Raw genomic sequence first — 16,873 nt, 5'->3', positions numbered from 1 at the left:
TTTTTTGGATTTTAAAAAGCATAATATCTTATTATTAAGATAGTCTTTACAAACTTGACATTAATATGTATAAATTAGTAATGGATGGAAGGGATACTATGAAAGAAAATGTCAGGCAAGAAGAATTACTGGTGGCTTATTTAAGCATATGGAACAATCGTAAGGTGAACGATGGAGGGGGAAGGGAAGTGTTGCCGGAACTCATCAGACGAGAGCTTTTGGATGAAAATGCCCATCCCCGCGCCCGAAAACCAGTATTGGAGAAATTTTACCTTTCTATTAAACGCGTGATGGAATCTTCGCTTTCGGAAGAAATGAAAAATGAGATTGTAATGGCCTATATCACTGAATTGGAAAGATTATGATTTTTTGAGTGTGTACCGATGCTTGTTAGCAAATATTCTTTTATGCTTCATACTTTTTTCACAAATCATTGTTAAAATTTATAAAAAATAGATATTTAATGAATAAGGAGCTTAAAATTATGAAGTGGGGCGGGCTTTTTCTTGCCATCGTACTGCTTACGGGGTGTAATAGCGGTAATGCATTTACTAAAATCAATAAAAGTCAATCTTTCCTGGCAACTGTCAATATCAAGGATACCTCACTGACTTTCATAGACGAAAACTATCATGCTTTTGCAAAATGGGATATTTCAGAACCATTTACCGGAGCCCTGCTCCTGGCAGACAAAGATACTATCCTGCTTTATGGAAAAGAGATGGAGAAAGTCCAAGTGTACTCTTTATCTGCAGGAAAACTGATCAACAGTTGGGAAATTGGAAAAGGGATCGTCAATATGCAGTTGTTACGTGATGGAAAAAGCATCGTGGCGGTCAATCAATCGAATCACTCCATTTATTTTTTAAATGCTGATGGGGAGGAACAGGATATTGTCAAGGTTGGTAAAAGCCCCTTGACCGTTCTTCAAGGAGAGCAAGCGAATCGATTGTATGTTATTAATTTTGGTGATACCAAATGTTCAGTGATAAATCTTGAAACGAAAACGGTCGATTTCGAATTTCCCGTACATAGTTCCAGCACAGGCACATTATTAAGGGAAGAAAAGGATGAAATATGGATTGGAGGACACGGTGATGGGGATCAAGTGGAAGAGAATCTTTATATTTATTCGGCAAAAACGGGAGAGTTGAAGAAAAAGCTTAAGGCCCCAACCATGCCGATAAAGTTCCTGGAAAATGATGAAGGTATATTTGTCCTTAGTCATGGGACTAGCTCCTTATATAAATTGAATGATCAATATGAGGAAGTCAAAAGCAAAGTGGTCGGCGTCAACCCCTTTGAAATGGCGAACTTTAATGAAGATGTGGTCGTGGCGGGATATGATAGTGATGAAGTGTATGTAATGGATGCTGAAACAGTCGATGTTAAAAAAACAATCAAAGTCGGCGAAGGTCCATTCCAATTGATGTTGAGGAGTAGATGACATGCATGTTTACACCATTTTAGTCGTGGATGATGAAGAAGATATGCGTAATCTAGTTGAAATGTATTTGCTGAACTCAGGTTATCGATGCCTTCAAGCTGCGAATGGAAAAGAAGCTATAAGTATGGTTGAAACAGAGGAAGTGGATTTAATCCTATTGGATATCATGATGCCAGGTATGGACGGTTTCTCCGTTTGTGAAGAAATTCGTGAAATTGGGGAGATCCCTGTGATATTTGTCAGTGCGAAAGGTGAAGAATGGGATAAGGTGAAAGGGCTGAAGCTTGGCGGCGACGATTATATCGTCAAACCTTTCAATCCAGGAGAATTGGTCGCAAGGGTCGAAGCGGTATTGCGAAGGACAGGGAAATTATCATTGAATGAAGAGAATCAAAACCATGTCCGATTCGGTAAAATTAGCTTGAACTTACAATCCAGAACGGTTTTAGTGGAAGGGAAGCCAATCAGTTTAACCTTGAAAGAATTTGAATTGCTGTTATTCCTCATGCGTCATAAAAGCCAGGCACTCAGCCGTGAACAACTGCTTGAAAATGTATGGAGCGGTGAGTATGGAGGATCTTTACGTACTGTGGATACCCATATTAAAACGTTACGAATGAAATTAAGAGCGGCCGATTACATTCAAACCGTCTGGGGAATCGGTTATAAGATAGAGGAAAAGAAATGATCTATGAATGGCGAACCCTTTCTTTTAAATTATGGCTCACCATTATCTCCGCCATCATCCTATCCGTGCTGTTCGCTTACTCCCTTTCTCAATATTATTATAAAAATCTATATGTGGAGAAGCTTAAAACGGATTTAGTCAATGAAGCATCATTGCTAGGGGCGGATTATTCCGGCGGTGAAATCAGCGAGGACTTTAAGCAAAAAGTTGAATGGTTTAACAGTAAGAACGACAGCGAAGTCTTTGTCGTCAATAATCCCAGGGAATTGAGTGCTTGTCTGCCTTTTGAAATCAATTACGATACCCTTATTTCTGAAGAAGAACGGCAAATGCTTTTAGATGGGAAAGCCGTAGAAAAAGAAGGATATGAGAAAAGGTTTGAAAAGAACATCGTAGCGGCCATCATACCTCTGATTGACGAAAATCGCCTCGAAGGTATCATCTATACATATATTCCTGTAGATTCCATTACGGTCTTATTTAAGGAATTTGCTGCAAAATGGTTGGCGGCGGTTCTATTATTTTTGATTGTCGCGATTTTGTTTACTACTAAATGGTTGAAAAAGCTAGTCAGTCCGATTAAGGAAATCGAGACTGCGGCCCATCGTGTCTCAGAGGGGGATTATGACATACAGGTCGAGGTAAGGAGTCATGATGAGATAGGTAAACTGGCAATAGCCTTTAATGATATGGCCAATTCCATCCATTTGGAAGAAGAAAGAAAAAAAGAATTTCTAGAAAATGTTGCACATGAGCTCAGAACCCCGCTTAGTTACGTAAAGGGATATACGCAGGCCATATTGGATGGTGTCGTGAAAAATGATGAAGAGCAACGGAAATACCTTCACCTCATTTCAAGGGAGGCTCTTAGGCTGCAGCGGCTTGTGGGAGATCTTATGGACTTATCAAAAATGGAAAGTGCTCCATTTTTGTTAAATAAAACTCCGATTGCCTATGCACAATTCATTGAAGACGTACTTGTGAAATATGAACCGATAATAAAGGAAAAACAATTGGACTTGAAGCTAGACCTGGATCCAGACCCGATTATTTTTGGGGATGAAGGAAGGATGGAACAGATTCTACATAACATTTTTGATAATGCCATTCAGTATACGGATTCCGGAGGGGCGATTCATATTACCCTAATTCATCATAAAGATGATTGCGAACTGCTGGTAACTGACACGGGCAACGGGATTCCGGAAGCGGATCTGCCGTATATCATGAATCGTTTTTACCGTGTGAACAAAGCACGCAGCCGTTTTGATGGCGGTTCAGGGCTTGGACTATCCATTGTCAAAAAATTGGTGGAATTACAAAATGGTAAAATTGAAATAGAAAGCAAGGAAAAAAGGGGAACAACAGTCAGGGTCATCCTGCCGAATATAAAAGAAGAATGGAATTCATAAAAAGGGGATACGTTCAAAAATGAAAAAAATCATGTTATTTTGCATGGCGTTAATTTTTTTGGCTGGATGCGGCAAGAAAGAGGAGATTCCAAAAATGTTAAATGTCGATTTAGCTGTCGATCCAACTCAGGGTAAAGTGAATGAGCCTGTGAAATTTCAGGCAAAAGTAACATATGGGGACGAAGTCGTGACAGATGCGGATGATGTCAGTTTTGAAATTTGGCTTGCGAATAGCGATGACCATGACAAGATAGCAGTAAAACATAAAGGGAACGGTATATATGAACTGGAAAAGGCTTTTGATGAAGAAGGTACCTATTATGTATATGCCCACGTAACGGCAAGGGACATGCACAACATGCCAAAGAAAGAATTCGTCATAGGCAAACCAAGCACTCCCGAACAAAATGGCGGAAAAAAAGAAATGGACGAGATGAATGATGAAGAAATGAAATGATGAATGTACCATCAAAAATCAAAACAATTCGGGCTTTAATCCGGATTGTTTTTTATTTGGAAAAATGTTCAAGACGATAGGGGGAAAATGACGAAATGTCGAAGTGAAACCGAAAAATTTGTAACATAAAAGTAAAGAAAGTCATAATAATTCGGTTAGTAACGATATGTCAACTAAAAGTTATTAGTATTCCATGGAAATGGTTCTATGTAACTACCATTGACAAATAATTACTGGAAAAATATGAGTATTAATACTATTGGCAGAAACATAGATAGTTAAAGCATTTCTGCTTGTTTTCTCTGAAACTTGGATTATAAATATATTTTCATTCGCATCCTGTGAATTTGATGGAAATTGATGGTGCCTTTATTACAAAAAGTGCATGTTATGATAATTCCAGAAGCAAAGCACAACAAAAAATGAACATCACAGGAGGAAATACGAATGAAAAAGAAAATGATTATGTCAGCAGCAGCGGCTGCAGCTATTATATTCACAGGAGTAGGAGCTAACCAAGCTGAAGCAGCCAACTGTGATACAGTGAAACAAGTAACTTATAAAACTACGAATAAAGAGGATATGCAAAAAGTCCTTAACCAATACCTAGCTAAATACAATATCACTATTCCTGCAGCGCAGGCACAACAAAAACCAGTTCAACAACCAGTTCAAAAACCAGTTCAACAAGAAGTTGGAACAACGAACCAATCAAAACCAGCAGCAAAACCTGCAGCACCGGAAGTAACACCTGATAAATCAACTGATAAAAAACCAGAGACAAGCTCTGAATTAAGTGCTTTTGAACAAGAAGTTGTAAAATTAACGAATGCAGAACGTGAAAAACAAGGTTTGGCAGCTCTTAAAATCGACACTGAGTTGAGCAAAGTTGCACGTATCAAGTCTCAAGACATGAAAGATAAAAACTACTTTGACCACAATAGCCCGACTTACGGCTCACCTTTCGATATGATGAAACAATTCGGAATCAGCTATAAAACAGCTGGCGAAAACATCGCACAAGGTCAACAAACACCAGAAGAAGTGGTACAAGCTTGGATGAATAGCCAAGGACACCGTGAAAACATCATGAACCCTAGCTTTACTCATATTGGAGTAGGTTACGTAGAATCTGGTAACTACTGGACTCAACAATTCATCGGAAAATAATAGATTAATAGAAAAGTGCATCCCATTAACATGGGGTGCGCTTTTTTTTTTGCGAGAATGGTTCCATTCCATGGGAAAAAATCAATTGTACCATTCATTAGCTCTCTATAATGTACCCAAATCTAAAAAAATTGAACCAAGAAGTAACTGGAACCGCACCTTAACATCAGTGAGGTCCCGGTGAAGCCACTTAAATTTCCGATACATCGATTTCTGAATACTGTGTATTGAAACTTTTTTGAAGCCGTATTTCCAATGTTGATTCTTTATATTGGGCTGATGCTCCTTTTTTCTTTACAGGTGCGGGGAGTGTTATGACATGACGATCTGACTCTTCGGGAATCCCCTCGATGATGGATTGGTTAGATGTATGGTAAAGTTTCATTTTCTTTAGCCAAGATTCATCTTGTATTGGAATTCTTACGAAGACATATAAGTGGGTTTCAAATACTTCGGCATGTAAAGGATGTTCAGATCTGGCATTTACTTTTTGTGAGCCGCCATCATTTTGGTTCATCATACCTTGCATATTGTCAGGGATCACTTGTGAAAATACCTTTTCAATGAACGATTGAACATCACTTTGCTGCATATTTTTCATGAATTCCTTTTGGTTAGGGTTATTCTTAAAAGAAAAAAGTGAATTCCAGGGAAACATATTGAATTCCTCTCTCCTGTTTATGGTCTGACAGGTTTATTTGTTATATTTTATGCAGCTAAAGCCCAGAGGTTCTTTTTTATAATTACTAAATTATAGAAAATGGAATAAACTTATGTATAATTAAGTAAAATCCATTAGATAAAGAGGGTTGCCTGTGGATGAAAAAGTAGCTTTTATTACTGGTGGAGCAACGGGTATCGGCAAAAGGATGGCATTTTCACTCGCGGATAATGGAATGTCCATTATCATTACTTATCGAAAAAGTAAAAAGGCAGCTTTAGCATTAGTGGATGAATTACAGGAACTCTACCATGTTAAGGCAATTGCGATTCAAGGTGACTCGTCAAGTGAGGAAGATTGCCGGAATATATTGCAAAAGATTTCGGAGACATTTGGCCATGTTGATATCTTCATTCATAACGCAGGGCCATATATGCATGATCGTAAACCGATGACTGAATATGGCTGCGATGAATGGAAGTACATCATGGACGGGAATTTAAATGGTTTTTTCTATTTTGCGAAGGAACTTATTCCACAAATGCGCAGCAGAAACTGGGGCAGAGTCATTACCTTAGGGTTTGAACGGTGTGAAACTGCACCAGGTTGGATTTATCGTTCTGCTTTTGCCGCTGCAAAGAGCGGCTTGACCTCCTTGACAAGAACCTTGGCTGCGGAAGAAGCTACTCATGGAATCACCGTGAATATGGTTTGTCCTGGTGATATCATAGGGGATTGGAAAGAGAAGGAAATAAGGATCGCGAGAGCAGAAAAGGATGATACGGTTCCAGTCGGCAGACCGGGGACGGGGGAAGATATAGCGAGGGTCATCACGTTCCTTTGTGATGAAAAATCGGATTTCATTACCGGGAGCATCATACCGGTAACAGGCGGTAAGGATGTTCTTGGGAAAATATATAAAGCCTAGTGATTTAGAATTTGAATTCAGCATGAAAAAAAGTGAGGCTGGTGTAATCCAGCCCCACTTTTTTTTATGCCATTTTTTTATATTTTACTCGCTGAATGAACCGTAAGCGAGCAGCCAAGCCTATTGCCCCAAGAGCCAAGCCGGAAATTAAGCCGATCCAATACCCAAAGGCTCCCATATCCGTAAACTTTGCAAAGAAATAGCCAATTGGAAGCCCGAGAATCCAGTAGGAGACCAGTGACATGGCAAATGTAACATTTACATCTTTATATCCACGCAAAATGCCCTGAATAGGTGCCTGGAGGGCGTCCGATATCTGAAAGAAGATGGCATATATTAAAAAATGTGATGTCAGCATCATTACTTCGTGATCTTTAGTGTATAAAAAGGCCACAGGTTCACGGAAGAGGAAGAGGATGGTCGACAAAACGAGTGACATCGTCAAGGCCATCGAAATGCCAATCCAGCTATACTCTTTGGCATCTTTATAACGGGCTGCCCCGATTTCAAATCCAATGACGATCGTCAATGCCATGGATATACTTAGCGGTATCATATAAAGTAGTGACGCAAAATTCATGGCAATCTGGTGTGACGCAATCGTAACGGTATCATACTTACTCATCAAAAGGGTGACAGCCGAAAAAATGCTTGTTTCAAAGAAAATAGCGAGCCCGATGGGTACCCCAATTAATAATAAGGCCTTCCATTCTTTCCATGAAACCCGGAAAAATTCAGTGAAAACCTGATATGTTGAAAATGGGTTTATTTTTATCACGACCAGTATTGCCACCAGGGCAATTAACCAATAGGTAATGGCAGTGGCGTACCCGGAACCGACACCGCCAAGTTCAGGAAATCCAAACTTCCCGTATATTAACAAGTAATTAAAAAGGACGTTTACCGGGAGCGCACATAAGGTAATGATCATGGAAATCCTGGTTTGCCCCAGAGCATCGATGAAAGCCCTCAACGCATTATAAATGAATAAAGGAATGATACCGAGTGAAAGGGCGATCAAATAATCATGAGCCACCATGTGGACACTATCTTCAAGGTCCATGGCATTCAATACGGGGTTCAAAGAAAATGCTCCAATGATTAAAATGATCAAGGCTAAAGCCACAGCTAAATAAATGGCCTGCATCACGGAATAGGAAACGGATTTGGACTGCCTGGAACCCACTAGCTGTGAAACCACCGGTGTTAAGGCAATCAATATCCCGCTCAGCCCCGTGTACACGGGTGTCCATAGCGAACTGCCGATGGAGACGCCAGCAACGTCCTGAGTGCTGTATTGCCCCGACATCATCACATCAAAAAAAGTCATGGCATACATGCTGATTTGGGTGATGAGGATAGGTATCAATATATAAAATAACAGGCGGATCTTTTGTGATTTAGTATAAGTCTGATTCATCAAAGTACCTCAATATCAATATTTGGAATTTTCAACACAATGAAAGAATTATATCACATAAGCATGTGATATTTTAAGAATTTTTATTTGATGCAAAAAAGACTTGCCGTTTAGGGCAAGTCTCAGTTTGTAGATAAATCCGATATTTAATTAAGATTGCCTACATTTTTTTAGGCAGTGTAAAATATGAACGTTGATTTCCACTACAGGCACTCGCTTTCTGCGGGCGTTCCCGCAGGAGTCTCGAACACCCGCTCCAATCAACTTTGTTTAAAAATTCAGATGGAACCCCTTTTGTCAGTCACGCATGGATTCAAAATCATTCATGGCTTCCATATCTGAGTCTTTTTGAAGAATGAATGCCTGTGAAGGAATGGCAATTTGTACTCCTTCCTGTTCCAATATCTCCATGATTTTAAAGTTCACATCTTCTTTGATTGATAAATATCCTCCAAAGTCCGTGGCTTTCGTGAAGAAATATAGGTAAAGGTTGAAACCGGAATGACTGAACTCATCAAATTTAACCAAAATTGTTTCCGGATGTACTTCAGGATGATCAATAAGCATTCTTTCAATGTCTTTAATGACATTTTCCAATTTTTCTTTTGGTGTTGTGACATTAACACCCAAATGGAAGGCGATCTGTCTTTTTCCCATCTTGGACCAGTTGATGATCGGTTCATTCGAAAGGGTCGCATTTGGGACTGTAACTAAAGCTTGGGCAAAAGTCCGAACTTTAGTGCTTCGGAATGTGATGTCTTCAATGGTTCCCTCCACGCTTGGAGTTTTGACCCAATCTCCTATGGTAAAAGGTTTTTCGGTAACGATGACGATACCCCCGAAGAAATTGCTGACGGTATCTTTAGCGGCAAGTGCGAAAGCCAATCCACCCAAACCAAGCCCAGCAACAAATCCATCGACATTGAATCCCCATTCTTCCGCGATGATGGAGGCACCAAAAGCAATGATGATTATGTTTGTGATTTTCGTAAAGAACGGCATGACGATTTGATCGACTTCAAGACCGAATTTACTTACTAATTTCGGAAATAAAATGGTTAAGATCGAACTGACGTTGAAAATCGTCCAAAAGAATAAGAAGACAAAAAACGATCTGTATATTTTCGATCTGAGTTCAATCGAAGGTGAGTCGATCGGAAAGTAGTGCAGTGAAATGATAACCCCAATCAAAACGATAAGCCATCTTACTGGCTGTTCTATTGCGAGCATTAAGTTGGCGGCAAATTCAACTTTACGTTTTTCTGCAATCCGTAGAAAGAACTTGAATATATATGTAGTAAATACTTTCCGAAGCAAAAGGAAGATTAGAAAAATACCTATGGAAATTCCTAATTTGGTCCAGGCTTCGATTCCATCAAATTGATTGAGTGATTCAGAAACTTCTTGCAATGTATTACTCCTCCATTGTATCTTGTAGTATTGTAGAATACTAAGATTATAATATATTCATGCTGAAAAAGGAAAAATAATCGATGATTACATACATCATGGGGGATTTCGGTTCACTGAATACTTTTTCAAGTTATTAATGGCAAGGATATATGGTAATATGGATGCAAAGAGATTTTTTAAGTTTGGAAGGTGGAAATTTTGACTAAGAAAATAGTATTTACCGGAGGCGGTTCTGCCGGTCATGTATCTGTTAATGCAGCAATCATCCCGGAATTTTTAAAGCATGATTGGGATGTTACTTATATTGGTTCAAAAAAAGGCATTGAAAAAAATATCATCGAAACGGAATTTCCCGAGGTCCGTTATGAAACGATTTCCGTTGGGAAATTCCGGCGTTACCTATCTGTTGAAAATATGAAAGATCCTTTCCGGGTCATAAAAGGGATTTTTGATGCACGAAAAATATTAAAAAAGACCAAGCCTGATTTCATTTTTTCTAAAGGTGGTTTCGTTTCGGTTCCAGTCGTTTTGGCAGGCAGGATGCTTAGGATTCCGATTGCCATACATGAATCGGATTATACGCCTGGTCTGGCTAATAAGATCGCGATGCCACTTGCATCGAAAATTTTCACTACCTTCCAAGAAACGGAAAAAGAACTTCCGAAAGAGAAGGCCATGTATCTTGGCGCTGTATTACGCGATGGCATTTTTACGGGAAACGCTTCTGCTGGTAAAGCATTTTGTGGATTCACGAAAAACAAACCGGTGTTACTCGTTATGGGCGGAAGCCTTGGGGCCGTTAAAATCAATAATTTAATTACAGATAACCTTGATGCCTTATTAAAGGATTATCAGATTATACACATTTGCGGGAAGGGAAATGTGAAAACCGAATTGAAACAAAGGGGATATGCTCCTTTTGAATTCGTGCACGAAGAATTATTCGATCTTTTGGCGGCTGCCGATGTCGTTGTGTCAAGGGCTGGTTCAAATTCTATCTTTGAATTCCTTGGTTTGCAAAAGCCGATGCTGCTTATCCCTCTAAGTGCCAATGCATCCCGGGGAGATCAAATCCTGAATGCGTCAAGTTTTGAAAAACAGGGTTTTTGTAAAGTCCTCCAAGAAGAAGAGCTGAATGATCGGGTTTTTAATGCTACATTAGCGGATTTATTGAAAAAATCGGATGAATATCAAGAGAAGATGCGTCAAAAACGCCCATTCAAAACGGCAGCTGAAATGTATGAATTACTGCTTAAAGTAATGGCTGCAAAAAAATAAGTATCATTCCCCTCTATGCAGCATATCTTTTTCGAACAGAGGAGGGGGTAGAATGGCTTATGAATATTCCAAAGGATGGTTCATTCAGCAGCTAAAAGCCGCAGGGATTAGCTATCATCCAATTGAAAAAAGAAAGCTTGAGCTGTATAAGACTTATATTCTAAGGCGTTTATACGAGGATCTGCAAAAAAAATAATCATAAAAAGAACCGCAACGCGTTGACGTTGCGGTTCTTTTTATAGGAAATTACTTATAAAAGGAAAGAAACAGGAAATGAGGATACCTGCGATAGCCATTGCCGCACCTGCGACAGCCCCGGTAAACTCACTTTCCTGGGCAGCTTGAGCCGTTCCAAGCCCATGAGCGATCGTACCATAGGCGATACCACGTGCGAAGGGCATTGTAATGTTTAGTTTATCCATCATTTTTGGAGCGATCATCGTACCCAGCACCCCTGTCAAAATGACGAAGGCAGCTGATATATTAGAATTCCCGCCATAAAGTTCCGTGATTTCAACCGCGATTGGCACTGTAATGGATTTAACCGCCAATCCTTGGAATATGAATGGTGGAAGTGAAAATGCTTTAGCGATGGCGAAGGCAATGATCAATGTGACAAGGAGACCAAAAATCATCCCGCTAATAGCCGGCATTGCATATTTAACGATTATTTTTCTGTTTTTATAAAGTGGTACGGCCAAAGCAACGGTAGCAGGTCCCAGGAAATAGGTAATGATGTCTTTTCCAGGTGAATAATCCTCGAAGTCCAAACCGCTGATCAGCAGTACGAGAATAATTGTAACCGTACTGAAAAATACGGGCGTTGTAAAAGGTGATGGGTGTTTAGCATATATTTTCCTTCCGATGAAATAGGCAAGGACGGTTATCAAGATGCTATATGTTGTGATGAACGCTGTCATGCTGTTTAACCTCTCCTCTATTGGATAGCTTCTGAACGGTCCATGCTGAAACGATGAATCCAAATATCAGGCTGATACCTAAGGTAAGTGCCAATGGCAAACCGAATTCAATGAAAAGCCATCCCATGGTCATTAAGCTGATTGAAATGGGAATGAAGAAAAAGGCTAGGTGCTTTACCAAAAATCCTGAAGTAAGTTCAATCCATTCGACTTTTATGACCTTCGTCTGTAATAAACTGAATAACAGAATCATGCCGATGACGTTGCCTGGTATAGGTAAGTGAAGTAAATTGGCTAAATAATAGCCAAGCTTGCAAATGATGAGCAGGAAGGTAAGCTGCACGATAAAAGCAAATATTTTTTTCATGAGTAAGTCCTTTCAATGACGCTTTGAATATATTATTGAATTGGTCAATTGTATTCATTATAAAAAAATATCCCTAAAAAGAATAGGGATTTGCAGCAATCTATGTTTAACATCCTGTGAAACTGGAAAAAAGAGCTTTCCAGGTATGGAAGCTCCGGCCATTATATGAAAGGATAAACAAAGCCATATTGAAATGTTCTTCGCTCTATGCTTCAAGTAACTGCTGTTCGTCATCATCATGCTGTCTAAGGATATGAAAGGTGTATAAATCTTTAGGGATTTCATACAGATCGTAGATATCTCCTTCATGATTGATCTGATCATAAAGGGATTTTCTTGTTTCGTTGGCAATGACGGCATAGGGAAGCTTTTCTGCGGCTTTTATGGAGCGGATATTTTTTTTGCGAATTCGCATGAAGACCGTTTCCAAACCGAGCTCGAAAAAAAGCTCTTTGAAGAAAGCGTCTTTTGCGATGGCATTATACCCTTTTCCATGATAAGGCTTGCCAAGCCATGTGCCTAAGAAACCTGCACCATTTTCAATATCGTATAAAGAAATACAACCGATGGGATTTTCCCATTCATCCAAGATTGTTCGTGAAATGAGTTGCCCAGCATCTTCGGCTTCGATCGTTTGCTTAGTAATGAAAACATATTCTTCATATGAATCTACCTTATGGCGCACGAAAGGGAAGACATCTGGATGCGTCATTTGTTCATAAAGAGAAAAACAATCTGTGAAATCTCTCTTTTTTAACATTTCCGTCCCTCCGTTTGAGGGCAGTTCTTATGCGTAGTCGCTGCCCACCCTCGAAATTTTTTAAGTCGTTCATCAAAAAATTTCGGGGTGGGAATCGAACCCACTAGAACCGGAAACCGGTGGCGCACCATTTGCCTTCCCTATTTTTATTGTCAGAAAGTATGCAAATCTAAAGAACCTTACGAAGGTATAATACTAAAAAAAAAACGGTTTGGGAATAGGTTTTTTGCCTTTTTTTTTCGTCAAATTTCAACTTTTTCTTGAAGGGTGAAATCTTTAGGCAAGCGTCTGCATTCTTCCATGAAAAACTGATTGTTTCGCCCGTTTTTTTCATTAAAATTCACCTGTAAATTGCATGAATAAAATGATTGCGCCAAGGGCCCATACATAGATAGAGAATATTTTGAGTGAACGCTTTTTTAAGAAATCGATCATCCATACTACGGCAATATAACCAAAGATTGCTGCTGACAGGGTTCCGACGAAAAGCGCAGTGAGTGGAAGCCGTTCAACTTCTCCTGTAAAAATCGGTTTCATCTGAAATACGATGCCCCCCGTAATGGCAGGAATGGAAAGCAAAAAGGAAAAATAGGCTGCAGTGGCCCTATCCAGCCTGCAGAAGAGGCCAGCGGCTATCGTTAAGCCGGAGCGCGAAAGAGCGGGCATGATGGCAGCAGCTTGGAAAGTACCGATGATCAGCGCGTCTTTAATCGAAATTTCATTAAGGGATTTGCCGCCTTTTCTTACACCGTCGGCTACCCATAAAATCAGTCCGGTTGCTAAAAATTCCCAGACTATGGTCACACCTGTTTTTGAAAGGCCGTCAAACCAATCACCAAGTAAAATGCCGGCAATCACGGCAGGAATCGTCCCAGCAATGAGAAGCAGAGTCATTTTGGAGAAAGGATTTTTCAAAATGGCAATTATGTCCTTCTTATAAACGACCAATAATGCCAGCAAGGTTCCGATGTGGAGCATGGTATCCAGAAAAATGCCCGCCTCGTCAAGGTGGAAAATATGCCGACCTAAATATAAATGTCCAGTGCTTGAAATAGGTAAAAACTCAGTCAAGCCTTGAATGATCCCAAGGATGAAGGCTTGAAATTCATTCAGCAAAAAAACATCACTCCATTCTAGAAGGTATAGGACAATCCATTATTTAAACTGTATGCACAAGACGGATGAACATGTCCGGATTTTATTGGTGATATCAAGAAAAGGCAGTCCAGATTTACCTTCTTTCGAATATAATGAGAGGAAAAATGAAACTATTTTTCAGTTGATTCGTAAATATTTATATGAGAAAGGAGGAGAAGACACTATGCCTAGTAAAGATGAAAGAGTGTTTGCTGCCCTTATTTATGTGATCAGCTTTTTTACAGCATTTATCGGTCCTTTGGTGATTTGGTTATTGAAGAAGGACTCGTCACAATTTGTGGATTACCACGGAAGGGAATATTTGAATTTTTTCATTTCCTACACCGTGTATTCAATAGTCGCAGGGATACTCACTATAGTATTGGTTGGATTCTTGCTATTGCCGGTAATCGGGATAGCTTTAGTCGTATTCACCATCATTGCTGCTGTTAGGGCTTACGAAGGAACGGATTATCGATTCCCGTTGATTTTCAGGATATTATAGAATGATGTAAAAGAATTCCGTTCATTCGGAGTCCTTTGAGACTGCAGGCAAACTCGAAGAAAAGCGAGTTGAACTGCCCCGTAAATGTTAGACACCAAACTAACATTTACGGGGTGTTTTTTATGGCTAATTTTTCTGCCGAACAGAAAATATTCATTACACGACTTTACCTTGAAGGAAAGCACAGCTATATGGATCTTCAAAAAATATTTGAAGTTTCGTATCAAATGATTCAAGGATGGGTTCGTTTATACCAAATTCAAGGAGTCGATGGATTTAAGAAATCCTATACAAGTTATTCTACGGAGTTTAAAATGGATGTACTTAATTATATGAATGAAACGGGTATATCTTCTTACGACGCAGCCGCAAGGTTTAATATTTCATCTCCAGCGCTAATTCGGACATGGAGAATAAATGTTAATGCCTATGGATTAGATGCCCTAATTTCTAAGAAAAAGGGGAGACCATCCATGAAAAAAGATATCAATCCATCCAAACAAATTGAAGGTTCGGTTAAAGAGCTTGAAGAACGAATTAAACAACTGGAAATGGAGAATGCGTATTTAAAAAAGTTAAATACTTTAGTTCAAATGCAGGAAAAATTACAACCCAAATCAAAGCGCAAGTAATTTATGAACTAAAGTCCATTTATGAGGTTGTGGCCTTAATTAAAGTCGCTGATATTCCACGTAGCACGTACTATTATTGGGAAAAACGCTTGAATCGAGAAGATAAGTATTCGAAGGTAAAAGCCACTATTCAGTCTATCTATCATGAACATAAAGGACGTTACGGTTATCGTCGTATCACAAAAGAGTTAAAAAAATATGGGTTTTCTCACAATCCAAAGACCATCAACCGCCTCATGAATGAAATGGGCGTAAAATGTTTAGTCCGTATGAAAAAGTATCGTTCGTATAAGGGGCGTGTTGGTCGAATTGCCCCCCATATTTTACAACGTGATTTTCAAGCTGAGAAAATGAATCAAAAATGGGTAACAGACGTAACGGAATTTCATTTATTTGGGGAGAAACGTTACCTATCCCCTATCCTTGATTTATGTAATGGTGAAATTATTGCCTACAAAGTGATGAAACGCCCTGTTTATAAACTTGTTGGAGATATGTTAGATGAGGCGATTAAACACCTAAAACCAGAAGATACGGTCATCCTCCATTCGGATCAAGGGTGGCATTATCAAATGAAGAAGTATCAAAAAACCTTAAAAGATTCCCGCATTATACAAAGCATGTCCCGTAAGGGAAATTGTTTAGATAACGCAGTCATTGAAAACTTTTTTGGCTTGTTAAAGTCTGAATTGCTTTATCTCCAAGAGTTTGAAAGTATGGAGCACTTTGAAAAGGAATTAGATGATTATATTCATTACTATAACCACAAACGAATGAAGGTAAAATTAAAAGACCTGAGTCCGATAGAATACCGAACTCAGGTCTTAGAAGCTGCTTAAATTATATGTCTAACTTTATTGGGTCAGATCAAGTTTGTCTGCAGTTTTTTATTTGAAAAACGTTCCAGTGGATTTCAGAAATCCGCTCCTTTCCGCCGACTGCCTGCCAAGCCTCCTCGCCTAGCGGGCTGCGGTGTCTCGGCTAGCCAGTAATTCGGCAGGAGTGTCGCAAATTTCTTCCATCCAATAAGGAATACAGTAAAAAGACATTAAGAAAAATCTAATCTTGTTTTAAAATTGGATAGGCCCCCATTTTGTCTACGATAGGATTCCGTTCAATTCGGAGTCCTTTGAGACTCGAGGAAAAGGGAGTTAGCCTGCAGTTTTATGAAAAAGGATCCAGTGGATTTCAGAAATCCGCTCCCTTTCCGCGGACTGCCTGCCAAGCCTCCTCGCCTAGCGGCTGCGGTATCTCGGCTAGCCAGTAATTCGGCAGGAGTGTCGCAAATTTCTTTCAATCCCATAAGGAATACAGTAAAAAAACATTAAGAAAAATCTAGTGTTGTTTTAAAATTGGGTAGGAACCCATTTTGTCTACTTTAGGATTCCGTTCGATGCGGAGTCCTTTGAGACTCGAGGAAAAGGGAGTTAGCCTGCAGTTTTTTTTGAAAAACGTTCCAGTGGATTTCAGGAATCCGCTTCCTTTCCGCCGACTGCCTGCCAAGCCTCCTCGCCTAGCGGCTGCGGTGCCTCGGCTAGCCAGTAATTCGGCAGGAGTGTCGCAAATTACTTCCATCCAATAAGGAATACAGTAAAAAGACATTAAGAAAAATCTAATCTTGTTTTAAAATTGGATAGGCCCCCATTTTGTCTACAATAGGATTCCTTTCAATTCGGAG

The 16,873-nt window shown here is 39.5% G+C and carries 18 protein-coding genes; 11 read left to right on the top strand and 7 right to left on the bottom strand.

Annotated elements, in window-relative coordinates:
* Positions 1-98 precede the first annotated feature (98 nt).
* From NYE65_RS01020 to NYE65_RS00995, 6 genes are all read left to right on the top strand, one after another.
* Complete coding sequence (locus NYE65_RS01020; RefSeq protein ID WP_106027689.1) at positions 99-365, top strand: hypothetical protein; 267 nt, start codon at positions 99-101, stop codon at positions 363-365.
* 119 nt (positions 366-484) lie between these two features.
* Positions 485-1,447, top strand: coding sequence for a YncE family protein (locus tag NYE65_RS01015; RefSeq protein WP_328176920.1), 963 nt, complete (start codon positions 485-487; stop codon positions 1,445-1,447).
* A gap of 1 nt (position 1,448) precedes the next feature.
* Complete coding sequence (locus NYE65_RS01010; protein WP_328110182.1) at positions 1,449-2,135, top strand: response regulator transcription factor; 687 nt, start codon at positions 1,449-1,451, stop codon at positions 2,133-2,135.
* Positions 2,132-3,547 carry a sensor histidine kinase gene (locus NYE65_RS01005; RefSeq protein WP_328176921.1) on the top strand — a complete coding sequence of 472 codons (1,416 nt, stop codon included), beginning with the start codon at positions 2,132-2,134 and terminating at the stop codon, positions 3,545-3,547. Before NYE65_RS01010 ends, NYE65_RS01005 begins: the two co-directional genes overlap by 4 nt.
* 19 nt (positions 3,548-3,566) lie before the next feature.
* Positions 3,567-4,004, top strand: coding sequence for a FixH family protein (locus NYE65_RS01000; RefSeq protein WP_063575895.1), 438 nt, complete (start codon positions 3,567-3,569; stop codon positions 4,002-4,004).
* A 447-nt stretch (positions 4,005-4,451) separates the two neighbouring features.
* Complete coding sequence (locus tag NYE65_RS00995) at positions 4,452-5,174, top strand: CAP domain-containing protein (RefSeq protein ID WP_340859559.1); 723 nt, start codon at positions 4,452-4,454, stop codon at positions 5,172-5,174.
* Between the two features lie 190 nt (positions 5,175-5,364).
* Here the strand turns inward: NYE65_RS00995 and NYE65_RS00990 are convergent, their stop codons facing one another.
* The gene (locus NYE65_RS00990; protein WP_034307462.1) at positions 5,365-5,832 is read right to left on the bottom strand and encodes a hypothetical protein; all 468 of its coding nucleotides are present in this window, start codon (positions 5,830-5,832) and stop codon (positions 5,365-5,367) included.
* Between the two features lie 157 nt (positions 5,833-5,989).
* Between NYE65_RS00990 and NYE65_RS00985 the strand changes: the two genes are divergently transcribed.
* Positions 5,990-6,763, top strand: coding sequence for an SDR family oxidoreductase (locus NYE65_RS00985; protein ID WP_340859558.1), 774 nt, complete (start codon positions 5,990-5,992; stop codon positions 6,761-6,763).
* A gap of 64 nt (positions 6,764-6,827) precedes the next feature.
* Here the strand turns inward: NYE65_RS00985 and NYE65_RS00980 are convergent, their stop codons facing one another.
* Both NYE65_RS00980 and NYE65_RS00975 read right to left on the bottom strand, forming a co-directional pair.
* A complete protein-coding gene (locus NYE65_RS00980) occupies positions 6,828-8,183 on the bottom strand; it encodes an MATE family efflux transporter (protein ID WP_098864279.1) in 1,356 nt (451 codons plus the stop codon).
* Positions 8,184-8,480: 297 nt separating this feature from the next.
* Positions 8,481-9,593: a mechanosensitive ion channel family protein gene (locus NYE65_RS00975; protein ID WP_340859557.1), complete on the bottom strand. Its 1,113-nt coding sequence runs from the start codon at positions 9,591-9,593 to the stop codon at positions 8,481-8,483.
* A gap of 192 nt (positions 9,594-9,785) precedes the next feature.
* On the opposite strand from NYE65_RS00975, the gene NYE65_RS00970 reads away from it, so the two are divergent.
* The gene (locus tag NYE65_RS00970) at positions 9,786-10,874 is read left to right on the top strand and encodes an undecaprenyldiphospho-muramoylpentapeptide beta-N-acetylglucosaminyltransferase (RefSeq protein WP_306804678.1); all 1,089 of its coding nucleotides are present in this window, start codon (positions 9,786-9,788) and stop codon (positions 10,872-10,874) included.
* A gap of 52 nt (positions 10,875-10,926) precedes the next feature.
* A complete protein-coding gene (locus NYE65_RS00965) occupies positions 10,927-11,070 on the top strand; it encodes a DUF2639 domain-containing protein (protein WP_082609322.1) in 144 nt (47 codons plus the stop codon).
* A 40-nt stretch (positions 11,071-11,110) separates the two neighbouring features.
* On the opposite strand, the gene NYE65_RS00960 is transcribed toward NYE65_RS00965, so the two are convergent.
* The 4 genes from NYE65_RS00960 to NYE65_RS00945 form a co-directional block, all read right to left on the bottom strand.
* Positions 11,111-11,794: an LrgB family protein gene (locus tag NYE65_RS00960; protein ID WP_340859556.1), complete on the bottom strand. Its 684-nt coding sequence runs from the start codon at positions 11,792-11,794 to the stop codon at positions 11,111-11,113.
* Positions 11,769-12,161 (bottom strand): CidA/LrgA family protein, encoded by a 393-nt coding sequence (locus NYE65_RS00955; protein WP_340859555.1) that lies wholly within the window; start codon positions 12,159-12,161, stop codon positions 11,769-11,771. Before NYE65_RS00955 ends, NYE65_RS00960 begins: the two co-directional genes overlap by 26 nt.
* A gap of 205 nt (positions 12,162-12,366) precedes the next feature.
* Positions 12,367-12,921, bottom strand: coding sequence for a GNAT family N-acetyltransferase (locus tag NYE65_RS00950; RefSeq protein ID WP_057277357.1), 555 nt, complete (start codon positions 12,919-12,921; stop codon positions 12,367-12,369).
* Between the two features lie 333 nt (positions 12,922-13,254).
* Positions 13,255-14,034, bottom strand: coding sequence for an undecaprenyl-diphosphate phosphatase (locus tag NYE65_RS00945; RefSeq protein ID WP_340862071.1), 780 nt, complete (start codon positions 14,032-14,034; stop codon positions 13,255-13,257).
* A 208-nt stretch (positions 14,035-14,242) separates the two neighbouring features.
* Here NYE65_RS00945 and NYE65_RS00940 point away from each other — a divergent pair, with 208 nt between their 5' ends.
* On the top strand, positions 14,243-14,563 hold the full coding sequence (locus tag NYE65_RS00940; RefSeq protein WP_057277906.1) for a DUF4870 domain-containing protein: 321 nt from the start codon (positions 14,243-14,245) through the stop codon (positions 14,561-14,563).
* Between the two features lie 122 nt (positions 14,564-14,685).
* A protein-coding gene (locus tag NYE65_RS00935) for an IS3 family transposase (protein ID WP_340859554.1) occupies positions 14,686-16,034 on the top strand; the annotation gives its coding sequence in 2 pieces (ribosomal slippage) (positions 14,686-15,145 and positions 15,145-16,034; 1,350 coding nt in all).
* The last annotated feature ends 839 nt before the right edge of the window (positions 16,035-16,873 follow it).

Source organism: Peribacillus sp. FSL R5-0717 (assembly GCF_038002945.1).
Lineage (GTDB): Bacteria > Bacillota > Bacilli > Bacillales > DSM-1321 > Peribacillus > Peribacillus frigoritolerans.
The sequence above is the reverse complement of the archived record's forward strand: the minus strand, read 5'-3'. Positions and strand labels throughout refer to the sequence as shown.

What these genes read in the sequence shown, in the direction of transcription:
- NYE65_RS01020 (WP_106027689.1), top strand. Translation starts at nt 99, where the DNA reads ATGAAAGAAAATGTCAGGCAAGAAGAATTACTGGTGGCTTATTTAAGC.
- NYE65_RS01015 (WP_328176920.1), top strand. Translation starts at nt 485, where the DNA reads ATGAAGTGGGGCGGGCTTTTTCTTGCCATCGTACTGCTTACGGGGTGT.
- NYE65_RS01010 (WP_328110182.1), top strand. Translation starts at nt 1,449, where the DNA reads ATGCATGTTTACACCATTTTAGTCGTGGATGATGAAGAAGATATGCGT.
- NYE65_RS01005 (WP_328176921.1), top strand. Translation starts at nt 2,132, where the DNA reads ATGATCTATGAATGGCGAACCCTTTCTTTTAAATTATGGCTCACCATT.
- NYE65_RS01000 (WP_063575895.1), top strand. Translation starts at nt 3,567, where the DNA reads ATGAAAAAAATCATGTTATTTTGCATGGCGTTAATTTTTTTGGCTGGA.
- NYE65_RS00995 (WP_340859559.1), top strand. Translation starts at nt 4,452, where the DNA reads ATGAAAAAGAAAATGATTATGTCAGCAGCAGCGGCTGCAGCTATTATA.
- NYE65_RS00990 (WP_034307462.1), bottom strand. Translation starts at nt 5,832, where the DNA reads ATGTTTCCCTGGAATTCACTTTTTTCTTTTAAGAATAACCCTAACCAA.
- NYE65_RS00980 (WP_098864279.1), bottom strand. Translation starts at nt 8,183, where the DNA reads ATGAATCAGACTTATACTAAATCACAAAAGATCCGCCTGTTATTTTAT.
- NYE65_RS00965 (WP_082609322.1), top strand. Translation starts at nt 10,927, where the DNA reads ATGGCTTATGAATATTCCAAAGGATGGTTCATTCAGCAGCTAAAAGCC.
- NYE65_RS00960 (WP_340859556.1), bottom strand. Translation starts at nt 11,794, where the DNA reads ATGACAGCGTTCATCACAACATATAGCATCTTGATAACCGTCCTTGCC.
- NYE65_RS00955 (WP_340859555.1), bottom strand. Translation starts at nt 12,161, where the DNA reads ATGAAAAAAATATTTGCTTTTATCGTGCAGCTTACCTTCCTGCTCATC.
- NYE65_RS00950 (WP_057277357.1), bottom strand. Translation starts at nt 12,921, where the DNA reads ATGTTAAAAAAGAGAGATTTCACAGATTGTTTTTCTCTTTATGAACAA.
- NYE65_RS00940 (WP_057277906.1), top strand. Translation starts at nt 14,243, where the DNA reads ATGCCTAGTAAAGATGAAAGAGTGTTTGCTGCCCTTATTTATGTGATC.